The sequence below is a fragment of the Dyella silvatica genome, assembly GCF_026283955.1.
GTDB lineage: Bacteria > Pseudomonadota > Gammaproteobacteria > Xanthomonadales > Rhodanobacteraceae > Dyella_C > Dyella_C silvatica.
In genome coordinates, this window is record NZ_JAPDPE010000102.1 from 1 (window position 1) to 19,814 (window position 19,814).

The window sequence follows — 19,814 nt, forward strand, 5'->3', positions numbered from 1 at the left end:
CGCGGGCGAAATGCGCGCACGCCTGGATCAACTGATTCCCGGCGGCACCCAGGGGCTGACCGTGGGCACCTTCCACGGCATTGCCCATCGCCTGCTGCGCCGACACTGGCGCGAGGCCGGCCTGCCGGAAGGCTTCCAGATTCTCGATTCAGACGACCAGCTGCGCCAGGTCAAGCGCATTGTGGCCGGGCTGGGGCTGGACGAAGCCCGCTTTCCGCCACGCCAGGCGATGTGGCAAATCAACCACTGGAAAGATGAAGGCAAGCGCCCCGAAGGCATCGAGCATCACGACCATCCTGTCACTCGCACCTTCGTGCAGATTTACCAAGCCTACGAAGACGCCTGCCGCCGGGCGGGGCTGGTCGATTTCGCCGAACTGCTGTTGCGCGCGCATGAGTTGTGGCTGAAAAATCCCGCCGTGCTGGAGCACTATCAGCAACGTTGGCGCTACCTGCTGATCGACGAATTCCAGGACACCAACACACTGCAATACGCGTGGATACGCGTGCTGGCCGGCACCACCGGCCAAGTCTTCGTGGTCGGTGACGACGATCAGGCCATTTACGGCTGGCGTGGCGCCAAGGTGGAAAACGTGCAGCAGTTTCTGCGCGATTTCCCTGGCGCAAAAACCATCAAGCTGGAACAGAACTACCGCTCCACCTCGACCATCCTCAAAGCGGCCAACAGCGTCATCGCCCGCAACGGCGGCCGCCTCGGCAAACAGCTATGGACCGATGGCGGCGATGGCGAGCGCATCGCGCTGTACGCCGCTTACAACGAACAAGACGAAGCGCGGTTCGTGATCGAGCGTATTCGCGAATACATCGCCGAGCACGGTCACGCCAAGGATTGCGCGATTCTTTATCGCTCCAATGCGCAATCGCGCAACTTCGAAGAGCAACTTACCCAACGCAGCATCCCGTATCGCGTGTATGGCGGCCTGCGCTTTTTCGAGCGCGCCGAGATCAAGGATGCTCTGGCCTATTTGCGGCTAAGCGCCAATCGCCACGACGATGCTGCCTTCGAGCGTGCGGTGAATACACCGCCACGCGGCATCGGCGACCGCACGCTGGATGTGCTGCGCCGCCGAGCGCGCAGCGAAGGCAGTTCGATGTGGGAGGCCGTGCTGAACGAGCTCAGCGGCGGCCAAGAGCTGGCTGGCCGTGCGAAGAATGCGGTCAAGGCGTTCCTGTCGCTGATCGATGAGATGACGCGGACCTTTGCCGGTACCGCAGCGGGTAACGGGGAACAGGGAACGGGGAATCTGAGCGGTTTGGGCGACGATTCCAGCGACGCGATACCGGCTACCGTTTCAAAGCTCAATCTTTCCGAGCAGATCGATCACGCCATCACCCATACCGGGCTACGCGATCACTATGAGAAAGACAGCCGCGGCAACGGTGAAACCCGGGTGGAGAACCTGGACGAACTGGTCAACGTCGCCAGCCGTTTCGAGTTGACGCAAGACGATATCGAGGCGGGCCTCAACGAGCTTTCGGCCTTTTTGTCGCACGCCGCACTGGAAGCCGGCGAAGGCCAGGGCGAGGCATGGGACGACTGCGTGCAGTTGATGACACTGCATTCGGCCAAGGGGCTGGAATTTCCGGTGGTGTTCCTGGTCGGCATGGAAGAGGGCCTGTTTCCCAGCCAGCGCTCAGTCGAAGACGAAGGACGGCTGGAAGAAGAACGCCGGCTCGCCTATGTCGGCATCACCCGCGCCCGCGAGCGGCTGTTTATTACGCACGCCGAATCGCGCCGCATGCACGGCGTGGAAATGCTGGCGCGGCCATCACGATTCCTCGGTGAGATTCCGCCCGAGCTGATCGACGAAGTGCGTCCACGGGTGCAGGTGAGCCGTCCAGCCTACGCCGGCCGCTATAGCGAACCCTCATCGTCGCTGGATGAAAGCCGGCCGATCAAGCTCGGCCAGCGCGTCAGCCACCCCAGCTTCGGCGAAGGTATCGTGCTGAGCGCGGAAGGCAGCGGCGCGCATATGCGTATCCAGGTGAACTTTGCCGACAGCGGCAGCAAGTGGCTGGTCTACGCCTACGCCAATCTCACCCCGGTATAGCCGCCTCATCTGGGCATAGATCGCGGCTCACCGTTTCTCTGCCTGCCAAGGAATGACTGGATGTTCAAGTCTTCGCCCTTACGCGACAACCTGCGCCAGCTGCGCGGCTTCCAGCGGCTACTGCTGCAGCAGTACCAACGGTTGCCCTGGGGGCATCGCTTGTTACAAGGACTTTCGCAAGCCGCCCAGGCACTGGTCGGCGCCAGTCTCGGCTACGGCCTGGGCCTGCTGCTGCACACCCAACAGGCCTTCTGGGCCGCACTGACGGCGATTGCCGTCACTCAGCAAACCTATGTCGATACACGAGCCTCTTCGCGTGACCAAGTCATCGGCGCCTGCATCGGCGGCATCATCGGCATGGCCGCGGCCTATCTAGGCAGAGACAGCTACACCGCCTACGCCGTGGCCATCGTGCTGGTCATCGTGGTGTGCTGGTGCTCCAACGTAGGCAGCGCCGGCAAACTCGGCGCCACCACCGCCACCATCGTGCTACTGGTGCCGCATGTCGGCCCCTTCTGGACGGTGGCACTTACCCGTCTTGGCGAGGTCACGCTCGGCATCGCCAGCGCACTGTTGGTGACACGCACCGCCAGCTGGCTGGAAACGCGCTGGCTGGGCGAATCTGAGCATACCGGTTGAATCGTCGCACATGCGCAACATCTCAGGCAGCGGACTCACACTGCGCAGCTAAGCTGTCAGCCGTGTCTTTGCTATCCAGCATGGTTTGAGCGCCGCCAAGAAAGCCAAACACCACGGCAGCGGACATCACGGTAATCGCCGCGAGCACATAGATCAGCCAGCGGAACGCTTCGGCATAGACGGCCGTCCATACGGCCGCATCGACCTGCGGCAGCAAGGCGTGCGCCTGGGTCAAATCGCCAGTGGCCAATTGTTGTGCCACGTTACGCAGCGTGTCCGCATCCACCCTTGGCAGCGCCGCGTGCAAGCCTGTATCTAGCAACGCCGCCAGCACCGCCCCCATCAAGGCCAGAGCGATGCACTCGCCGGCAACGCGCGTGGTGCTGAAGATGCCGGTGGCCATGCCGGCGCGTTCGCGTGGCACCACGCTTACCGACAAACCATCCATCAAGCCCCACGGCAAACCGGTGCCAATGCCGATAACCGCCATCGGCATCGCCCATGCCCATGCCGACTGTCCGGGCGCTATCCGCGATAGCCACAACAAGCCGGCGGCGGCCACCAGCAAGCCAAAACCCGAAAGCAAGCCGGCGGATACCCGATGCGCGAGCGCGGCGGCGACCGCTGGCACGATCAACATCGGCAATGACAGCGACATCAGCATCAAGCCGGCATCCAGCTCACGATGACCCTCGATGCCGATAAAGCGAATCGGCAGCATGATCAGCAACACCACATAGCAATAACAAGTGGCGATAGGCAGCACCTGCACACCGACAAAACGGGTATAGCGAAACAGCGATAAATCCAGCATCGGCCGCGAGACACGGCGTTCGATCCAGACAAACAACAGCATCAGCAGTACGGCGCCAGCGAGCAGGCCGAGCACCAGCGCGCTGCCCCAACCGTGCGCCGGCGCTTGCATCACACCGTAGGTAAGCAACCCCAGCGCTCCGGTAAAACTGAGGCTGCCGGGCCAATCCAGCCCGCTCGCCTGTGGGTCGCGCGACTCGCGCATGCCAGAAACGTCGAACGCCAGCCCGATAGCTGCACCAACAAGCCACACAGCACCGGCCCAAACGCCAGGCCAATGCCAAACGTGGTACCGAGCATGGCGAACGCTTGCGTGCGCGCACGGCCTTCGAATTCCTGCGCCAGCGCGGCAGAGCCACCGGCGAGGGTCAACGCGCCAGCCAGCCCTTGCATGGCGCGCAACAGATTCAGGCAAAACAGATTCGACACCAGCGCCAGCAAAACCGAGGCAAGCACAAAGATGCCGACGCCCACACTGAAAATCCGCTTGCGTCCAAACTGATCGGACAACGCACCTGCCGCCATCAAGGTGCTACCGAAGGCCAGCATGTAAGCGTTGACGATCCAGTTGAGGGCCACCGGGCTGCCACCGAATTCACGGGCAATCGCCGGTGTGGCGACCGCGCCGCCGGTAAAGCCCAAGGGCAAAATCAGCGCGGCCAGACAAATGCCGCCCAGCACCAGCCATCGACCGGCAGCGCTGCCGGTTTCGGGTTGTTCTGCTTGCATAGAACACTCCAGGTAGTAAGCGTCGCAACGCTCAGGCAAACGCACGCCGCAACGCGGCCGCCGCGGCATTCAATGCCAGCTCGGCATCGTCCAGCAGGCCTTGCATCAAGATGAAGCCGTGAATCTGCCCCGGCCAGCGCGTCAGCTCCACCGCCACGCCTGCCGCCTGCAAAGCGTTCGCATACGCCTCGGCCTCATCGCGAAGAATGTCGCACTCGGCGGTGAAGATGGTGGCGCTCGGCAAGCCGCGCAAATCGGTTTGCCGCAAGGGCGAAGCCCGCACATCCTGGGCCGATCGCGCATCGGGCAGATATTGGCGCCAATACCAAAGCATCCATGCCGCGGTAAAGCCATAGCCGGTCGCCAACTCGCGATAAGACGGAGTATCCGCGGCGGCATCCAGCGGCGGATAAAGCAATAGCTGATGACGCAGGCCGATGCCTTCCGCACGCGCCAGTTGTGCCAACACCGCGGCGAGATTGCCACCCGAGCTGTCGCCGGCGACGGCTAGCCGCTGCGCATCGCCGCCCCATTCAGCGATATGGCCGTGCACCCAATGCAAGGCGCTTAAAGCATCCTCGACCGCGGCAGGGAATGGCGCCTCGGGCGCCAGCCGATAATCCACCGAGACCACCAGGCTGCCGGCGCGATTAGCCAACGCACGGCAGATGTGGTCGGTCCACTCCAGGCTGCCGATAACGAAACCACTGCCGAAAAAATACAGCGTCACCGGCAATCGCCCGGTGCCTGCCGGAATGTACAGGCGCAGCCGTAACGGGCCCGCCGCGGTATCGATCAAACGATCCTCGACCCGTTCGACTTCGTCGCCGCTGGCCTCAGCGATGGGTGCGGCAAAGGCGGTGCGGAAGTCAGCCGCGCTGATGGTCGAAAAGTCCACCGCGGGCAGCGCTTCAAAAGCGTCGACAAAGGCGCGGGCTTGCGCATTAAGAGGCATGAGGGTTCCCGTCGGTCTTATTCGTATATGGTGATTAATCGATCCGGCGACATGCTAATCAGGCAGTACGCGGCGAAAAATACCGATTCATTCCTCTCTTAATGGACAAATACGCTCTAATCTTGCCCCCTGCCTCCGGCTACGCTGAGCACCCTCATGGATAAACTCACCGGACTCGCCGCCTTTGTTCGCACCGCGCAAACGCAAAGTTTTGTCGCCGCAGGGCGGTTGCTTGGGCTATCGGCATCGGCCGTGGGCAAAAGTGTGGCGCGGCTGGAACAACGACTGGGCGTGCGGCTGTTTCAACGCAGCACCCGGCGCATCCGGCTGACCGACGAAGGCACCCGGTTCTACGAGCGATGCCGGCATATCCTCGACGACATCGATCAGGCTGAGGCGATGTTGTCGCATGCCACCGAGGCACCGCGCGGACGCTTGCGGGTCAGTGTGATCACCGTGGGCTATCGGTTTCTGATGCCGATCCTGCCCGAGTTCATGCAGCGCTATCCCGAGGTCGAGCTGGACCTGGATTTCGATGACCGCATCGTCGATGTGATCGACGATGGACTGGATGCGGTGATTCGCAGCGGCGACCTGCCAGATTCACGTTTGATGGCGCGCCGACTCGGCTCATTTCACGCCATGCTGTGCGCCTCGCCGGATTATCTGCAACGGCAAGGCACACCACAGCATCCGCGCGAACTGGAACGGCACGCCTGCCTGCAGTTTCGCAATCACACCAGCGGCAAGCTGCAGAAATGGATGCTGCGTGCCGACCCCGGTGAATCCGAGCCGCATCTGCCGACCACGATGATCTGCAACAACATCGAAGCGATGCTCACGGCCACCATCAACGGCTTGGGCATCGCCTACTTGCCGAATTTTCTGGTGCGCGACGCGATCGCCAGCGGCACCGTGGTGTCGGTGCTCGACAGCTATATGATTCAGCACGGCGAGTTCTGGGTGCTTTGGCCGTCCAATCGGCAAATGCCACCCAAGCTGCGAGTCTTCGTGGACTTCATTTGCGCACGCCTGTTTTGCGAAGACCCATAGACAGCGGATCACCTCCGCACCCATACCGCAGATGAATTCGCAAGATCTCGTCTGCAACCGGCCATCGACCCAGCCGGTCCATGATGACTCGTCCACTGCTTACGACTCTCGCCATGACCGATGTCGCCGACAACCTCCGCAGACAGCTCGACGACAATCTTTGCGTACACATATTCACCGCCTCGGCGGCGATGGTCGGCGTTTGCCTGACGGTGATCGGGATCATCCGCGTGGTGATCTCGCTGCGCCGCCCCGACATCTTCGCTGACGATTTGCTGGCGCTTAACGCCATTCTTTACCTGGCATCGTGCCTGTTGTCGTATTGGGCGCTGCGCACCCGCAATGCCGGCCGCAACCATCGGCTAGAACGCCTCGCCGATGTGGTCTTTCTGAGCGCGCTCACCCTTACCGCGGTCAATGCCGGCTTTATCGCCTGGGCGATCTCGGTGCACTGATCCGGCCTGAGCAACTCCCCGTCATGGAGAAATACCGAGGTTTACTCCGGCAGACGCGGCACACCGTGTTCGCTGCGCTCTTCAATCGCAATGGGACGGGTATCGATGCGCGCCGGGCGACTGCTCGCAGGCAGCACATCCACCGCATCGCCACGCGCAAACGCCAGCGCAGTGCGATAGCAGCGCTGAGCCAAGGCCGCGTCGTCCTGGCCCACATATGTATCGCCCAGGGCCTCCCAGCCGGCGCTGCTTGGCTGTAGCGCTTGTGAGCGTTCCAGATACTGGTGCGCCTTGCCCCACAGCTTTAGCCGCACACACATGCGACCCAGCGTAAGCAACAAGCCGGCGTCATTGGGATGTGCATCGAGCCATGCTTCCGCGCGACGCAGACGCCCCTCAAGATCATCGCCGCCAAGTCCGCCATAGGTGGCTGCCAGTGACGACGACCATTCGCGCCGCAAGGCCGATTCGACCTCGTCCATCGCCGGCAGGATCAAGCCAAAACTCGCGGCGCGGCGCGCATAGGCATCGACCGCCGCCGGTATGCGGCGCTGTGCTTTGGGCAGCTGCGACCAAAGCGCATTCAATGCGGCACCATCAGACGCGGACTGCATCGACGCGGTCAATACATTGGCTTCAAGCGTGGCATAGGCTCGCGCACCGAGTGCGCCGCTCTTTTGCAATGGCTCCAGCGCTTCGCGCGCACGGCGGGTATCGCCGACCACCAGCGCGGCCAAGGCCAGCTCGCGCCAACCGCCAGGGCTTAACTGGCCGCTATCGGCCTCCGGTGCCAGCAACGCCAGGGCCTCCCCTGATTTACCGTCACGGCGCAGCACACGTGCGCGCATGACCCGGGCCGCCTGCGGTGCGGATTGCGAGGCTTCGGATAGCGTCTCCAGCGCACGCCCCTGCTCGCCGCGGCGCGAGGAAGCCTCGGCAGCCGCGAGCAAGGCCGGGCCACGCAGAACATCCAGCCGCGAGGCACGATTGAGATCGCGCTCGGCATCGCCCAGGCGGCCTTCCATCAGCGCGATCAGACCTTCGCCCATACGCTGCCGGCTCAAGCGCCGATGACGGCGCGAGAAAGCACCGAAGGGCCAGCGCAGCACAAGCCATATCAGGCTAAGCAAACCCCAGCCCAGCAACAACGCGACTAAGCCGGCGACAACGGTGGTTTCGGCGACGTAGCCGCGAATACGCACCAGTACATAGCCGGGGTCTTCGGCCACCCAGTGCCAGCTGAAAGCGGCAAGTGCGGCGGCGATCACCAGCAACAGAATCCAGCGCCATAACTTCATGGCTTGGCTCCGGGGGCGGCATTCAGCGGCGCGGCATCCGGATGGACGGCCGCTGCGCCCCCGGCCGCCGGCTTCAATACATGGATGGAACGCAGATTGCGCAACTCGGCCAGCGCCGCGCCCAGCTCGACCGGCGCAGTCGGCGGCAATTGAGCGGCCAACTCGCCCAGCTTGCTACGCATTTGCTGCACGGCCGGCGCATTCAGATCGAACTGCGCGGCCAGGCTGGCGTCCACGCGCTTCAACGCGGCGGCATAAGCGTCGCGGTCATAAGCGAGCAAGGCCACTTGCGCCTGCGCCAGATCCAGCGCCGCCAGCTCGCGGGCAAAACGCGCATCGGCTACCGCCAGCGGGGCACCATTGTCACGGCGCACGTTGATCACCCCGGACAACGCCTGCTTGATGCGTGACCAGGTACCGCTGGTCGGCGCCTCGCCTGAGCTATCCAGGGCCTTCAGCGGCAGCACGATAATCTCCGCACGCAGCTGGGTCAGGGTGTTGAGCGCACTGGCCTGGCTGACCGGCTGGCTTTTGGCCAAGGCTTCACGCTCGGCTGCGACACTTTGGCGCAGCCCTGAGAACGCACCATCGTTGACGGCGGCCAGCGTCTGGTCGGCCAAGGCGTAAGCGGCGCCCGCGCCCTGCGTATCGTGAAACAGGTCGTAGCGTTCTTTGCCCATGCGCAGCAGCGATTCCGCCTCGTCGAGCAGCATCGCCTCCTGGCCTGAGAGACTTTTCTCGGACAGTTTGGCCACCGCATCTTCCAGGTTGCGCGTGCGCTCGGCCTGGCCGAGCAGCTCTTCACGCAAAGCCCGATTGACCTGATCGGCATCGCCCAGACGTTGACGCAACAGTCCGCGTTCACTGTCTATGCTGCCTAGCGTGGTTTCCAGTGTCTTGACTCGGGTACCGAGTTCGGAGGCCGTTTGGGCCGCGCTGGAGCTGCCTTGTTGTTGCTGCCATTGCTGCCAACCGACATAGCCGGCACCAGCCACGGCGAGCAAGGACAGCAGTACCGCCGCAGCCAACGTGCCGCCACCGCGTGGTGGTGGGCCTCCCGCGACGGAAGCAACCGGCTTGGCCGGTGCGGCATCGGAACGCGCGCCCTCAGGCGCGGCTGATTTGAACGTGGCGTCGTCTTGGCTCATGGGCGACATGCTAGCAGCCCGGGCCGCAAGCATTAATCCATATTTTCCGCCTGTGCCATCGGTCGGCGCAGCTACCGTGGGATTCAACCGCATCGGCGGTATTTTCAGGCATGTGGCATACCTTCTCGCCATCTCGCGCCGAAACGCAGCGTGATCAGCCTGTCGCTGAAGAAGGCGCCAGAATCGCTTTCAATAAATCCATCGATAGCGCCGACGACGCCATTTTTATTCGCCCAAACCCGGCGACCCGCGCAGCTTCAGCCAGTCGTTCGCTACTGACCACGGCCGTGGCCGCGCACAGCCGCCTGAACGCGGACTCGGGCAACAACTGCTGCAAATAGCCCAGCGCCTCGGCGCTGGACAGCAACACCATCGCGCTCCTGGGCAGGCATTCGACCGCTTCGATATGGCGACGCAGCAAACGTGGAGCGACCCGGCTATACACATGCACTTCACGAAGATGCGCACCACGCGCGGCCAGCTCCGCCCGCAATACGCCGCGCCCTCCGGGTGCGCCGACCAGCGCAACGCGATGGTTGCGCAAGGCGTTCAAGGCCGAGTGTTCCAGCAGCCCTTCACTGTCTTGCCGCAGCTCAGGTGTCAGTGGCTCGGCCACACCGTAACGCCGCAGCGCACGCGCGGTGCCCTGGCCTACCGCCAGCACGGTCGCCTCGGTACGCAGCGGGGTGAGCTTGGCGGCAAAACGCACGGCTGCCGGGCTGGTGAATATCAGCACATCATCGCCCAAGGCCGCGCTCAGCTCGGTCAGCACGGCGGCGTCATCGCTGCTGCGCAAGGACAATCCGGGCAACAGCAAGGGCTCGCCGCCTAGCGTGCGCACCTGTCGAACCAGGGTCGTTGCGGTACCTGCGGGGCGCGTACTGACCACCATGCGTCCGCGCATGGATTTTTCTTGCCGCGTTTTCGCGTTAAATGTCGCCCGCCCCTGCACGCTGCGCGAATCCTTGATGAAGGTGAATGCAGTGTAGCCGCCTATACACTACGCGGTTCTCCCCCCGCATCGCCTTAATGGAATAGCAGTCCCGATGAGCACGCCCGATCTATCCACCATGGCGCACGATTTGATTGAGTTCGTTCGTCGCGAAATTCCGCTCGCGCTCAACATGGATCTGCAATTGCACTCCTGCGACGACACCCAGCTCACCCTGGCCGCACCGCTGTCGCCCAATATCAATGACAAGGGCTGTGCGTTTGGCGGCAGCCTGGTCAGCGTGATGACACTGAACGGCTGGAGCCTGGTGGAGCTGGCCTTGCGCCGGCGCGGGATGGACTGCGACGTGTTCGTCGCCGAATCGACCGCCCGCTATCTGGCGCCGGTATGGGGCGATTTCCTCAGCGAGGCCAAACTGGCGGTGACGGCGAGCTGGACCAGTTTTTTCACCACGCTCGACGCACGCGGCCGGGCCCGCATCGGCGTCACCTGCACGGTTCCGGGCACCGATGGCAAACCGGCCGCGACCCTGAACGCACGCTTCGTCGCCAAGCGCCGGGGATGAGTCGCCAGATCAATTGCCCCATGGCGCCGAGATATAGGGCGGCCATTGCGGCAGAATAAGCGGACATCACGGGGAAAATTCATCCATGCGCCGCATCCTCATCAGCCTTCTTTTGCTCTGCACCGCCCTGCTTACCGGTTGCGCCACCGATCAGCGCAGCCAGAGCCTGACCAGCACCCTCAATGCCTATGGCAGCGTCGTGCGCTGGGGCGATTTCGAGAACGCTTTGCAGTTTGTCGATCCTGAAGTACGCAAAGAGCACCCACCCAGCGCACTCGATCTGGCTCGTTTCAAACAACTGCGCGTGACCGGCTATGACGACGGCCCTGGCCCTGCCACCTCGGGTGAAAACGAAGTGCGCCAAGTGGTGCAAATCAGCTTCGCCAATATCAATACCCAGGCCGAACGCACCGTCGTTGACCATCAGCTGTGGCATTACGACCCAGTGAAAAAGCATTGGTGGCTGATGAGCGGCCTGCCCAATATCAGCAGCGAGTAATGGCCCGGCAACGCCCCGACCGGCCCAGCCCAGGCTCCGGTGACCCAGCCGCCGGCTGCAGCGGGGCCGGGGACGATATAGAACGGGCTCTGCCGCCGTGCAGCCCGTATAATCGGCGGTTTACTCAACTCCGCGCGACCCGCTCGCGCCCGTGGAAACTTCCGAATGAGCGATTTCCTGCACAAACTGCCCGAATTCATCGGCAACAACTGGGCGCTGGCCGCGCTGTTCGTGGTCTTGCTGGTGGCCTTGATCGTGATGGAGATCGCCACGCTGTTCCGCAAATACAAGGAGCTGACCCCGGCCGGGCTGACCTTGCTGATCAATCGCGAAAGCCCGTTGCTGGTCGATCTGTCGGCCTATGCCGATTACGAAAAAGCCCATATCCCAGGCTCCAAGCACGTAGCCATGAGCCAGTTCGATCCCGAGCAAAAAGACTTGGCCAAGGCCAAAGAACTGGCCGTGGCGCTGATCGACAAAGACGGTCGCGGTGCCGCCAACAAGGCCGCGCAGCGGCTGGTCAAGGCGGGTTTCACCAAGGTCTATACCCTGGGTGGCGGCGTGCTCGCCTGGCAGCAAGCGCAGTTGCCGGTTGCCAAAGGCAACAAATAAGCGCGCGTTGATTTCCCGCACCGTTGCGTGGCGCCCACGCAACGGTGCGAAGATTCAATCGCTAAGCCCAGCCCGCCCGGCGAGAATCTGCGCCAACACATCCGGCGCATAGTCGAACGAGTCGTAATACAGCCGATCTTCCGGCAGATCCGCATCGAGAAACAACTTGCGGCCCGCATCGATCATCGCCGGCGGCCCGCTCATATACACGTCGTGGCCGGACAGATCCGGCTGATCCTCAAGCACCGCCTCATGGATCAGGCCCACCCGCAAACCCGTCGCCAGCGCCTGCTCAGGATCGGATAACACCGCCTGGAAGCGCAGATTGGATGCCTCGTGCGCCCAACGCTCGGCCAATGGCCGCAGGTATAAATCGGCCACCGAACGAGCGCCCCAATACACCCGCATCGGCCGGCGCGTACCCAGCGCGAGAAAATGCTCGACGATCGCCTTGACCGGCGCAAAGCCCGTGCCGCCGGCCATGAAAACCATCGGACGCTCGGAATCTTCACGTGGCACAAAGGTGCCCAGCGGTCCCTCGATACGCAGCTCGTCACCGATTTGCAAGCCATCATTGACCCACGAGGTGAAACCGCCGCCCGCCACGTGACGCACATGCAGCTCGATCGCCCCATCCGCACGCGGCCCGCTGGCAATCGAGAACGGACGCCGCTTGCCATCCTCCAGCAAGACGTCCAGGTATTGCCCTGGCAGCCAGTTAAGCCCGGCTTCGCCAGCGGCGGGCTGCAACACCAGGCCGATGACCTCCGGCGCCAGCTGTTGTTTCTCGACCACCGTCACACGAAGTTGACGTCGCGCGATGTCTTCCACCGAGGTCACTTCGCGCGCCTCGATCAGCAGATCGCCCAACGGCACCGCCTGGCATAACAACACCGCATGCTTGGCCGGCGAACTGCCGCTGAGGGCCAGCGGCGGGTTGCGCGGATAGGCACACTCGCCTTCCAGCAAGGTCGCCTTGCAACTGCCGCAGACGCCCGCACGGCATGAATACGGCAAGGCAATACCGGCGCGCTGCGCCGCTTCCAGTACCGTTTCGCCGGGTTCGACCGCGAAACGGCGACCGGAAGTTTTGAGAGTGACAATAAACACGGACGCATTGTCGCCGCAGCAGCAGTCGATCGACAATGCGGGCTCACCCGATGGGATTCAACCATGATCTGGAAACAAGACACCGACCTCGCCCGCCTCAACGGCTGGAGTGCGAACACACTGATGGAGACGCTGGGCATCCGCATCACCGAGGTGGGCGAGGACTGGCTGCGCGGCACCATGCCGGTCGATCAGCGCACCCATCAGCCCTACGGCCTGCTGCATGGCGGCGCATCGGTAGCGCTGGCCGAAACCCTGGGCAGCACCGCGGCGATGCTTACGCTCGATCCCGAAAAGGAAATGACCGTCGGCCTGGACATCAATGCGAACCATGTCCGCGGCGCTCGCAGTGGCAACGTCACCGGCACCGCCAAACCTCTGCATATCGGGCGCAGCACCCAGGTCTGGGAAATTCGTATCGAAAACGAAAGCGGCGAACTGGTCTGCATATCGCGCATCACCATGGCCGTCGTGCCAGCGCGCGTGGCAGCGCCACGTTGAGGGCGCGCACTTCAGCAACGCTTGCGCAACCAGCGGCCTATCTCCTCACACAAGCGCGGGGATAGTGCGCGATGAATAGTGAAACACCCTATGCGGGGCTTAGCCCCGATCTAGTGCTCGATGCGGTTTCCGCCTGCGGCCTGTGGCCCGATGGACGCTTGCTGGCACTCAACAGTTACGAAAATCGCGTATGGCAGGTAGGCCTGGAAGACAGCACCCCGGTCATCGCGAAATTTTATCGCCCCGGACGCTGGAGCGATGCCGCGATCGAAGAAGAGCACGCTTTTGCGCTGGAACTAAGCGCCGCCGAACTACCGGTGGTCGCGCCGCTCGCCTTTGGCGGCCAAACGCTGCTGCAGCATCAGGGCTTTCGCTACGCGCTAACCCCGCGCCGCGGCGGCCGCGCACCCTCGCTGGAGTCAAGCGAGCAGCTGGAATGGCTGGGCCGGCTGATTGCCCGTATGCATACGGTAGGAGCGCGCCAGCCGTTTGCGCATCGCGGCCGGATCGATCGCGCCACGCTTATCGCCGCACCGATGCACGCGGTATTGGCATCGTCATTGCTGCCGCCCTCTTTGCAAAGCCACTATCGCAACGCTGCGCAAACGCTGGATGCCGCCGTCGCGATGCGACTGGAAGCTATTGGCCCCGTGCGGCAACTACGCCTGCATGGCGATTGCCATCCCGGCAATGTGCTGTGGACGGACGACGGCCCGCACTTTGTCGATCTCGACGATGCGCGCAGCGGGCCCGCGGTGCAGGACTTGTGGATGCTCGCCGGCGATGAGCGCGCATTGAATGCGATTTTGGACGGCTATACGCAAATGCGCGAATTCGATGACGGCGAACGCGCGCTGATCCCCGCGCTACGCGCGATGCGCCAGATGCATTACGCCGGCTGGATCGCCGAACGCTGGCACGACCCGGCGTTTCCCGCCGCGTTTCCGTTCGCCGCGGAGTCGCGCTGGTGGGAGCAGCACATCGCCGACCTGCATGAGCTCGCCGAGGCCTTGTAGCGCAGCGCGTTCATCCAGGGCGAGACCGCAAAAACTTGCCCTGATCAGGCTGGTGCGGTCATGCTGGCGCGGATTTCGCCAGAGAACACCCGGCCCATGAAGCGATCCCGAACCGCCGCCTTGCTGCTGATGAGCAGCGCACCATTGCTGCTCACCGCCTGCGATCAAGACGAGCAAGCCGCGCGCGAGGGGCTGTACACCTCGGTCGACGCCTGCGTTGCGCAAACCAACGACCGCAGCACCTGCCAGCAGGCCTTCGACAAGGCAAAAAGCGACGCCGCTGAAAGCGCACCGCGCTTCAGCAGCCGCGAGCAATGCGAAGCCAGCTACGGCAAAGAACAATGTGCCGAGCGCAGCGAGGGCAATCACTCCTTCTTTGGGCCGTTGATGACCGGCTTTTTCCTGTCGCAAATGATGCGCGGAAGTTCGCCGATGAATGGCTTCACCAGCGGGCCGGCCTTTCGCGATAACAGCGGCGGCTGGCAGCGGCCTGCATCGCCGAACAGCCCCGCGGGTGCGGGGGGCGTGTATCGCGGCGCGGGCGGCGGCACGGCGATGGTGCCGGTGAACGCCACACCTGATCGGGCTGTCACGGTGAGCCGTAGTGGGTTCGGCGCATCGGCGGGTGAACGCGGCGCGGGTGGTTGATGGGTTGTACCGCGAGCGGGGACACGCGCGATGTGTGGATGGCTTAGGCCGTGTTGTGTGTGGTGGGTTCTCGAGTGTTATGCCTCGGGTGCGTCGGCCTTCGTCTGTTTGAGGTGGTGTCGCGAGCTGGCCGCTTGCCGCGGGGTTTCGAACCCCTGCCGGGGTCCGAGTCACTTTCTCTTGCGTGGCCAAGAGAAAGTAACCAAAGAGAAGGCCATCCCCGCTTGTCGCCCTTCGGGTGCGTGAGGGTTGGCCGGACTTTTCGACAGGGCTCCTGCCCTGGCGAAAAGGACTCGGCGTCCATGCCGAGTCCCCTGCGGGCCTGATCGTCCAACCCTCACCGACGCACAGGGGCCCCGAAGGGCAAAGGCAACATCAAGAGCAAGAGCAAGAGCAAGAGCAGAAGCAGAAGCCGCGCTCGGTGTTCGCGCCGATTCTAAACCTTGCCGTTTTGGCCCCTCCCCCTACTTGTAGGGGGAGGCTGGGAGGGGGTACGCCCTTGCGACAACCCCTACCCGAGCCCCTAAAGAAATTCCCCCAGTGGCTACAGCATGCAGATAACAACGCTGCGCTAAGCTTGCGTCTTTTGGGCGAGACTTAAGCGTGCGTTCTTTCCTGTTCCGCTTGATCGGCATTCTTGAAATCGCTGGTGGCTTTTACGGTGTCACCAATATGCTGCGGCGGCTGTTTCCGCTGGGGTCGATGCATGACAACTTGCTGGCGCTGGTCGGCATGCTGCTGTTTGGTTTCATCCTGGTCGCGGGGGTGATGCTGGTCGAGGGCAGTGAGGATGGGGTCCGGTTTTCTCGGATTGCGCAGTTACTGCAATTGCCGCTGATCGCCACGCCTCTTTTGACTTATGCCCTGCATAGCGGTGCTTACATCAATGTCTATGCGACGGTGCAAGCTGCCTCGCGGTTGGGCATCGACTGGCATTTCGGCAGCCAGAACTTTGCCTGGGCGGCGACCGGGCCGGGGGTATCTCGGCTTGGGATCAATCTGCTTGCGCTGCTGTCGTGGCTGGTGCTGCGCTTTCGCTGATGGCAGGCGCTGAATAACGCCGCCGAATGTAACCGGCGGCGACATCAGGCCTCTACGGACGAATCTCTAATCGATGTGGGTGTCGTCCTCAAAGCGCAGATGCTTCACGCTGCGGCCATTGCGGCGTACCAGCTTGAGCGCCTCGATGCCGATCTTGATATGTGACTCGACATAGTTGGCGGTCACGTTGCGATCGCTCAGTTCGGTCTTCACGCCTTCGGGCACCATCGGCTGATCCGAGACCAGCAGCAGGGCGCCGCAAGGAATCCGGTTGGCGAAACCTGCGGCGAAAATCGTCGCCGTCTCCATATCGACGGCCATGCAACGCGTGCGGCGCAGATATTCCTTGAAGGTCTCGTCGTGCTCCCACACCCGGCGGTTGGTGGTGTAAACGGTACCGGTCCAGTAGTCGTGGCCCAGATCGCGGATCATCGTCGACACCGCGCGCTGTAGCTGGAACGCCGGCAATGCCGGCACCTCGGGCGGCAGGTAGTCGTTGGAGGTGCCCTCGCCGCGAATCGCGGCAATCGGCAAGACCAGATCGCCCAGGGCGTTCTTTTTCTTCAAGCCACCGCATTTGCCGAGAAACAGCGCGGCCTGCGGCTCGATGGCACTGAGCAGGTCCATCACAGTGGCGGCATTGGGGCTGCCCATGCCGAAGTTGATCAGGGTGATGCCATCGGCGGTGGCATTGGGCATGGGCCGGTCGCGGCCCCGCACTTCCACCCCGTTCCATTGCGCGAACAGATCGACGTAATGGCCAAAATTGGTCAGCAGGATGTGCTGGCCAAACTCCTCCAACGGCGTACCGGTGTAACGCGGCAGCCAGTTGGAAACGATTTCTTGTTTGTCTTTCATAGAAGCCTTTAAGGCTGGCGCAGGAGGGTTTTCCTGCGCATTACCGGCGACGCCACGCCAGCGAGATGCCAAAAGATCGGAGTATCTTAGAGCCTGTTCGCCATCCCTGAGTAGCCTGTGCCGAGCCTGGGCTTCAGTGACCATCAAAAAATCGGCCGCAGACACGCCTCATGCTATGTTCGGCGCGCCGATAACCACGGGGGGAGCCGTGATGCGCATGGGAGTTGCTATCGATGCGTCCTGCGATTTGCCGCAGGCGTTTCTACAGGAACACAACATCACGGTCATGCCGATTACGGTGCGCATCGATAACCAGACCTTTCTCGATGACCGCAGCCCGGCCGAAACGCAACGCTTTCTCGACCAAAAATTGGGCGCCCGCAGCCATTCGGCAGAAACCGAGCCTTGTTCGGTCGAAGAAGTGCAAAAGCTGTTCCTCGATCACCTGGTGCTGCAACAAGACTGCGTGTTCTGCCTCACTATCACCGCCACCCGCAGCCCGATCAACGAGCATGTGATCAAGGCCAGCTTCGCCGTGCTCAAGCACTACCGCGAAGTGCGCGACCAGGCAGGCATCGTCGGGCCGTTCTTGATGCGTGTCATCGATACGCGCAACTTGTTTGCCGGCGCCGCCCCGGCCATCGTCGAAGCCATCCGCCTGATCCAGGCAGGCGAAACCCCCGCAGCGATCCGTGAACGGTTAACCCACATCGCGAATAATTCCTACGGCTATATGCTGCCGCGCGATCTTTACTACCTGCGCGCCCGCGCCAAGAAAAAGGGCGATCGCAGCGTCGGCCTGTTCAGCGCCATGCTCGGCTCGGCGCTGGACATCAAGCCGCTGCTGCGCGGCTACCGCGGCGATACCGGCCCGGTTGGCAAGGTGCGCGGCTTCGAACATGGCATCGAAGTGCTGTTCGACTACACCACCAAACGCGTTCATGCCGGGCTGCTGGTACCGGTGGTTTGCATAAGTTATGGCGGCGACCTTGCCGACCTGCCCAGGCTGCCCGGTTACGAGCGGCTGCGCAGTGCCTGCATCGAATCGGGCGTTGAACTGATGGAAGCGCCGATGAGCATCACCGGCATGGTCAATGTCGGCGAAGGCGCCATCACGCTGGGTTTTGCGGCCGAAGAACACGTCGCTGAATTTTGAGCGCCATGACCGTTGAACCGTATGCGGCAGGAGTTGACGGATGAGCAGCACGGCTTTCGCCCAAGCTTTCCGTGTGCATGCTGCCTGGCTGGCGGCCGGCCTGCTGATGCTGCTTACCTGCATGGCAAGGCCGGTGACCGCTGCCACGGTGTACAAGTGCAGCGGTCACGGCGGTCAGGTCGTTTATCAGGATGCGCCTTGCGCCAAGAGTCAGCAGCAGCAAACCTTGAATCTGCATGACGAGGCGCCCGGCCCCAGTCCTGCCGCGGCGCCGCTGGTGCCGCAGCAAGCAAGCGCCCCACCCGCGCCGCCGCCGGCGCCGGCGGCGATACCAACAGCCCCGTTGCCACCGATGTACACCTGCATCCGTGCTACCGATGGCAAGCACTATGTCAGCGGTAACGGCGATCCGCAGCCGTATCTCGCGCCCTTTGGCATGCTTGGCGCCGTGCAGCGCCCGCTGGCGGAGGTTTATGGCGGCCCGGGCGCCGCGGGCGTTTCAGCGCCCGAACTCAACCATGGACGCGTCACCTCGGGGCTGGTCGCCAATCACTACGTGTGGGTGCAAGACCAATGCCGTGAACTGAGTCGACGTGAAACCTGCGAGGCTTTGCGCGACGCTTACGAGCACAATGAGCAGCAGTTGCAGCGTGCCTTCAAGAGCGACCAACCACCGTTGGAACAACGCGAAAAAGAGCTGCGCGCACAACTCAGCCAATGTTGAGCAAGGCCTGACCTAGGCGCTGGCGCGCTCACGACCTTGCCGCAACGCGGGCAGCGACTTCAGCCGCGGCGCGGCACGCTCCAACACCGCCAGCAAGCGCAAGGCATTCGCCTGCACCTCTTTGCGCCAGACCAAGCGCCACGGCCGCCGTAACGGCCCGGTGGCCAGCCGCTTGGCGAGCAGATCGCCGCGGCGAAGGTGCGGGTCGGCAATCCATTCAGACAGCACGCCGATGCCCATATTGGCGCGGGCAAAATCAATTACCGCCTCAGTCAGCGGCAACACCTGGTAGTTCAACGACGCCTCGTGCATGGCATGCATGGGCTTGTTGAACCAGCTCATGTCGCGCGTAGGCAGGCGCGAGGTCAACAGGGTTTCGCCGCGCAGGTCGGCCTGGGTAAGTGCAGGCCGCGACGCCAGCCGATGCGATGCCGCCATGACAAAAACCACTTCATCGGCGAACAACGGCCGCTCGACCAGGCGCCGGCTGCGCGGCTTGGGCGCCTCGCTGACCAGCGCCACGTCGATATCACCCGCCTCCAGTGCAGCGATGGGGTCACGGGTGCTTTCGATGGCGATGACCAGATCCACCCCGGGCAGACTGGCACGCAACCCCTCCAGCGCGCTGGGCATCCAGTGGTAGGCGGTGTAGCACTCGCAGACCAGACGCAGCCGCTGCGTCGGTGCCGCTTGCGCGCCGAGTCGGGTTTCCAGCTCGTACAGCATGGTCAGCAACGGCACCGCCCCTTCAATCAGGGTGGCGCCTGCCGCTGTCGGGTCCAGCCCACGAGGGGTCCGTTCAAACAGGCGCACGCCGAGCTTATCTTCCGCCGCCAGCAGGGCGCGGCTCACTGCCGGTTGCGTAAGGTGCAGCGCAGATGCCGCGCCGGCGGTGCTGCCCGCCGTGGCCAGGGCCAGGACCAGGCGAAGGTCGCGGCTGTCGAGCCGGGTGTGGGCGGGAATATCAATGC

At 63.2% G+C, this 19,814-nt stretch carries 22 protein-coding genes; 13 read left to right on the forward strand and 9 right to left on the reverse strand.

The features are described 5' to 3' along the window. On the forward strand, positions 1 to 2,071 hold a 2,071-nt coding region (locus tag OUZ52_RS17485), incomplete at its 5' end, for a 3'-5' exonuclease (protein WP_266159820.1). Positions 2,072 to 2,131: 60 nt separating this feature from the next. Then, the gene (locus tag OUZ52_RS17490; protein ID WP_266159821.1) at positions 2,132 to 2,710 is read left to right on the forward strand and encodes an FUSC family protein; all 579 of its coding nucleotides are present in this window, start codon (positions 2,132 to 2,134) and stop codon (positions 2,708 to 2,710) included. Between the two features lie 22 nt (positions 2,711 to 2,732). Here the strand turns inward: OUZ52_RS17490 and OUZ52_RS17495 are convergent, their stop codons facing one another. Genes OUZ52_RS17495 through OUZ52_RS17505 form a run of 3 tightly spaced genes read right to left on the reverse strand, consistent with a single transcriptional unit; the run spans position 2,733 to position 5,207 of the window. After that, a complete protein-coding gene (locus OUZ52_RS17495) occupies positions 2,733 to 3,728 on the reverse strand; it encodes an MFS transporter (RefSeq protein WP_266159822.1) in 996 nt (331 codons plus the stop codon). Then, entirely contained in the window at positions 3,635 to 4,252 is a 618-nt protein-coding gene (locus OUZ52_RS17500; protein ID WP_266159823.1) for an MFS transporter, read from the reverse strand. Before OUZ52_RS17500 ends, OUZ52_RS17495 begins: the two co-directional genes overlap by 94 nt. 31 nt (positions 4,253 to 4,283) lie before the next feature. Continuing rightward, positions 4,284 to 5,207, reverse strand: a complete 924-nt coding sequence (locus OUZ52_RS17505; protein WP_266159824.1) for an alpha/beta hydrolase — start codon at positions 5,205 to 5,207, stop codon at positions 4,284 to 4,286. A 156-nt stretch (positions 5,208 to 5,363) separates the two neighbouring features. Between OUZ52_RS17505 and OUZ52_RS17510 the strand changes: the two genes are divergently transcribed. Further along, a complete protein-coding gene (locus OUZ52_RS17510) occupies positions 5,364 to 6,260 on the forward strand; it encodes a LysR family transcriptional regulator (protein ID WP_266159825.1) in 897 nt (298 codons plus the stop codon). 80 nt (positions 6,261 to 6,340) lie between these two features. Then, positions 6,341 to 6,715, forward strand: a complete 375-nt coding sequence (locus tag OUZ52_RS17515) for a hypothetical protein (RefSeq protein ID WP_266159826.1) — start codon at positions 6,341 to 6,343, stop codon at positions 6,713 to 6,715. Positions 6,716 to 6,756: 41 nt separating this feature from the next. Here the strand turns inward: OUZ52_RS17515 and OUZ52_RS17520 are convergent, their stop codons facing one another. The 3 genes from OUZ52_RS17520 to OUZ52_RS17530 all read right to left on the reverse strand — a co-directional run bounded on the left by OUZ52_RS17520 (position 6,757) and on the right by OUZ52_RS17530 (position 10,065). Further along, positions 6,757 to 8,013, reverse strand: a complete 1,257-nt coding sequence (locus OUZ52_RS17520; RefSeq protein WP_266159827.1) for a heme biosynthesis protein HemY — start codon at positions 8,011 to 8,013, stop codon at positions 6,757 to 6,759. Next, positions 8,010 to 9,161 carry a uroporphyrinogen-III C-methyltransferase gene (locus tag OUZ52_RS17525; protein ID WP_266159828.1) on the reverse strand — a complete coding sequence of 384 codons (1,152 nt, stop codon included), beginning with the start codon at positions 9,159 to 9,161 and terminating at the stop codon, positions 8,010 to 8,012. The genes OUZ52_RS17520 and OUZ52_RS17525 overlap by 4 nt, the downstream gene beginning before the upstream one ends. A 154-nt stretch (positions 9,162 to 9,315) precedes the next feature. After that, positions 9,316 to 10,065 carry a uroporphyrinogen-III synthase gene (locus OUZ52_RS17530; RefSeq protein WP_266159829.1) on the reverse strand — a complete coding sequence of 250 codons (750 nt, stop codon included), beginning with the start codon at positions 10,063 to 10,065 and terminating at the stop codon, positions 9,316 to 9,318. 142 nt (positions 10,066 to 10,207) lie between these two features. Here OUZ52_RS17530 and OUZ52_RS17535 point away from each other — a divergent pair, with 142 nt between their 5' ends. The 3 genes from OUZ52_RS17535 to OUZ52_RS17545 all read left to right on the forward strand — a co-directional run bounded on the left by OUZ52_RS17535 (position 10,208) and on the right by OUZ52_RS17545 (position 11,789). Next, positions 10,208 to 10,678 carry a YiiD C-terminal domain-containing protein gene (locus OUZ52_RS17535; protein WP_266159830.1) on the forward strand — a complete coding sequence of 157 codons (471 nt, stop codon included), beginning with the start codon at positions 10,208 to 10,210 and terminating at the stop codon, positions 10,676 to 10,678. An 85-nt stretch (positions 10,679 to 10,763) separates the two neighbouring features. After that, complete coding sequence (locus OUZ52_RS17540) at positions 10,764 to 11,177, forward strand: hypothetical protein (protein WP_266159831.1); 414 nt, start codon at positions 10,764 to 10,766, stop codon at positions 11,175 to 11,177. Positions 11,178 to 11,342: 165 nt separating this feature from the next. Then, complete coding sequence (locus tag OUZ52_RS17545) at positions 11,343 to 11,789, forward strand: rhodanese-like domain-containing protein (protein WP_266159832.1); 447 nt, start codon at positions 11,343 to 11,345, stop codon at positions 11,787 to 11,789. A 54-nt stretch (positions 11,790 to 11,843) separates the two neighbouring features. On the opposite strand, the gene OUZ52_RS17550 is transcribed toward OUZ52_RS17545, so the two are convergent. Next, positions 11,844 to 12,899, reverse strand: coding sequence for a 2Fe-2S iron-sulfur cluster-binding protein (locus tag OUZ52_RS17550; RefSeq protein ID WP_266159833.1), 1,056 nt, complete (start codon positions 12,897 to 12,899; stop codon positions 11,844 to 11,846). A gap of 63 nt (positions 12,900 to 12,962) precedes the next feature. On the opposite strand from OUZ52_RS17550, the gene OUZ52_RS17555 reads away from it, so the two are divergent. The 4 genes from OUZ52_RS17555 to OUZ52_RS17570 all read left to right on the forward strand — a co-directional run bounded on the left by OUZ52_RS17555 (position 12,963) and on the right by OUZ52_RS17570 (position 16,105). Next, entirely contained in the window at positions 12,963 to 13,400 is a 438-nt protein-coding gene (locus OUZ52_RS17555) for a hotdog fold thioesterase (protein WP_266159834.1), read from the forward strand. Between the two features lie 71 nt (positions 13,401 to 13,471). Further along, positions 13,472 to 14,416 (forward strand): serine/threonine protein kinase, encoded by a 945-nt coding sequence (locus OUZ52_RS17560; protein ID WP_266159835.1) that lies wholly within the window; start codon positions 13,472 to 13,474, stop codon positions 14,414 to 14,416. A gap of 96 nt (positions 14,417 to 14,512) precedes the next feature. Further along, positions 14,513 to 15,064: a DUF1190 domain-containing protein gene (locus OUZ52_RS17565; RefSeq protein WP_266159836.1), complete on the forward strand. Its 552-nt coding sequence runs from the start codon at positions 14,513 to 14,515 to the stop codon at positions 15,062 to 15,064. A 603-nt stretch (positions 15,065 to 15,667) separates the two neighbouring features. Next, positions 15,668 to 16,105: a hypothetical protein gene (locus tag OUZ52_RS17570; protein ID WP_266159837.1), complete on the forward strand. Its 438-nt coding sequence runs from the start codon at positions 15,668 to 15,670 to the stop codon at positions 16,103 to 16,105. A 66-nt stretch (positions 16,106 to 16,171) separates the two neighbouring features. On the opposite strand, the gene OUZ52_RS17575 is transcribed toward OUZ52_RS17570, so the two are convergent. After that, positions 16,172 to 16,963 (reverse strand): AMP nucleosidase, encoded by a 792-nt coding sequence (locus OUZ52_RS17575; protein WP_266159838.1) that lies wholly within the window; start codon positions 16,961 to 16,963, stop codon positions 16,172 to 16,174. Positions 16,964 to 17,174: 211 nt separating this feature from the next. Here OUZ52_RS17575 and OUZ52_RS17580 point away from each other — a divergent pair, with 211 nt between their 5' ends. Together OUZ52_RS17580 and OUZ52_RS17585 are read left to right on the forward strand one after the other, a co-directional pair. Beyond that, on the forward strand, positions 17,175 to 18,119 hold the full coding sequence (locus OUZ52_RS17580) for a DegV family protein (protein ID WP_266159839.1): 945 nt from the start codon (positions 17,175 to 17,177) through the stop codon (positions 18,117 to 18,119). A gap of 40 nt (positions 18,120 to 18,159) precedes the next feature. After that, the gene (locus tag OUZ52_RS17585) at positions 18,160 to 18,843 is read left to right on the forward strand and encodes a DUF4124 domain-containing protein (RefSeq protein ID WP_266159840.1); all 684 of its coding nucleotides are present in this window, start codon (positions 18,160 to 18,162) and stop codon (positions 18,841 to 18,843) included. 12 nt (positions 18,844 to 18,855) lie between these two features. Here the strand turns inward: OUZ52_RS17585 and OUZ52_RS17590 are convergent. Next, the coding region (locus OUZ52_RS17590) for a LysR family transcriptional regulator (protein WP_266159841.1) at positions 18,856 to 19,814 on the reverse strand (959 nt) is incomplete at its 5' end.

Excerpts from the sequence above, each read along its gene's own strand:
- OUZ52_RS17520 (WP_266159827.1), bottom strand. The coding sequence starts at position 8,013 with ATGAAGTTATGGCGCTGGATTCTGTTGCTGGTGATCGCCGCCGCACTT.
- OUZ52_RS17500 (WP_266159823.1), bottom strand. The coding sequence starts at position 4,252 with ATGCAAGCAGAACAACCCGAAACCGGCAGCGCTGCCGGTCGATGGCTG.
- OUZ52_RS17505 (WP_266159824.1), bottom strand. The coding sequence starts at position 5,207 with ATGCCTCTTAATGCGCAAGCCCGCGCCTTTGTCGACGCTTTTGAAGCG.
- OUZ52_RS17575 (WP_266159838.1), bottom strand. The coding sequence starts at position 16,963 with ATGAAAGACAAACAAGAAATCGTTTCCAACTGGCTGCCGCGTTACACC.
- OUZ52_RS17510 (WP_266159825.1), top strand. The coding sequence starts at position 5,364 with ATGGATAAACTCACCGGACTCGCCGCCTTTGTTCGCACCGCGCAAACG.
- OUZ52_RS17580 (WP_266159839.1), top strand. The coding sequence starts at position 17,175 with ATGCGCATGGGAGTTGCTATCGATGCGTCCTGCGATTTGCCGCAGGCG.
- OUZ52_RS17495 (WP_266159822.1), bottom strand. The coding sequence starts at position 3,728 with ATGCGCGAGTCGCGCGACCCACAGGCGAGCGGGCTGGATTGGCCCGGC.
- OUZ52_RS17490 (WP_266159821.1), top strand. The coding sequence starts at position 2,132 with ATGTTCAAGTCTTCGCCCTTACGCGACAACCTGCGCCAGCTGCGCGGC.
- OUZ52_RS17565 (WP_266159836.1), top strand. The coding sequence starts at position 14,513 with ATGAAGCGATCCCGAACCGCCGCCTTGCTGCTGATGAGCAGCGCACCA.
- OUZ52_RS17525 (WP_266159828.1), bottom strand. The coding sequence starts at position 9,161 with ATGAGCCAAGACGACGCCACGTTCAAATCAGCCGCGCCTGAGGGCGCG.
- OUZ52_RS17515 (WP_266159826.1), top strand. The coding sequence starts at position 6,341 with ATGATGACTCGTCCACTGCTTACGACTCTCGCCATGACCGATGTCGCC.
- OUZ52_RS17545 (WP_266159832.1), top strand. The coding sequence starts at position 11,343 with ATGAGCGATTTCCTGCACAAACTGCCCGAATTCATCGGCAACAACTGG.
- OUZ52_RS17535 (WP_266159830.1), top strand. The coding sequence starts at position 10,208 with ATGAGCACGCCCGATCTATCCACCATGGCGCACGATTTGATTGAGTTC.
- OUZ52_RS17540 (WP_266159831.1), top strand. The coding sequence starts at position 10,764 with ATGCGCCGCATCCTCATCAGCCTTCTTTTGCTCTGCACCGCCCTGCTT.
- OUZ52_RS17530 (WP_266159829.1), bottom strand. The coding sequence starts at position 10,065 with ATGCGCGGACGCATGGTGGTCAGTACGCGCCCCGCAGGTACCGCAACG.
- OUZ52_RS17555 (WP_266159834.1), top strand. The coding sequence starts at position 12,963 with ATGATCTGGAAACAAGACACCGACCTCGCCCGCCTCAACGGCTGGAGT.
- OUZ52_RS17585 (WP_266159840.1), top strand. The coding sequence starts at position 18,160 with ATGAGCAGCACGGCTTTCGCCCAAGCTTTCCGTGTGCATGCTGCCTGG.
- OUZ52_RS17560 (WP_266159835.1), top strand. The coding sequence starts at position 13,472 with ATGAATAGTGAAACACCCTATGCGGGGCTTAGCCCCGATCTAGTGCTC.